This is a genomic window from Mesorhizobium sp. LNHC229A00 (assembly GCF_000502415.1).
GTDB lineage: Bacteria > Pseudomonadota > Alphaproteobacteria > Rhizobiales > Rhizobiaceae > Mesorhizobium.
On sequence record NZ_AYWQ01000240.1, the window covers coordinates 1 to 314 of the forward strand.

General features: G+C 62.1%; 1 protein-coding gene. It reads right to left on the minus strand.

Annotation, left to right across the window (positions count from 1 at the left end):
* Window positions 1-126: 126 nt before the first annotated feature.
* Window positions 127-314: hypothetical protein (locus tag X742_RS1000000175225; RefSeq protein WP_032925254.1), on the minus strand; the 188-nt coding region annotated here is incomplete at its 5' end.

Below are 314 nucleotides of genomic sequence, written 5' to 3' on the forward strand. Positions count from 1 at the left end.
TCGGAAATGCTCTACCAGATCCACAAGCAGATCTACGGCTGAGCAACCCATAGCGTTTGTCGTCTCGGGTCGCACCCACGGAGCTTCGCTCCTGCTCTGCCCGTGGGTGACGAAGGTGGGTCGGGCCTACTGAAAATTACGCCCTTTGGGCATGACCCTCTCCGCCTCTTCCGACAGCATTGCGAGATCCTGTCCGTCTTTCAGCATCGCGGGCCGTATTTCGGGTTGGCCGGAGCGGTCCGAAGGATCGGCGGCCGGCAGTGCGGTCGCACCGACCTTTTCCAGCAGCACGGTCAGCCAGGGCGTCAGGTCCT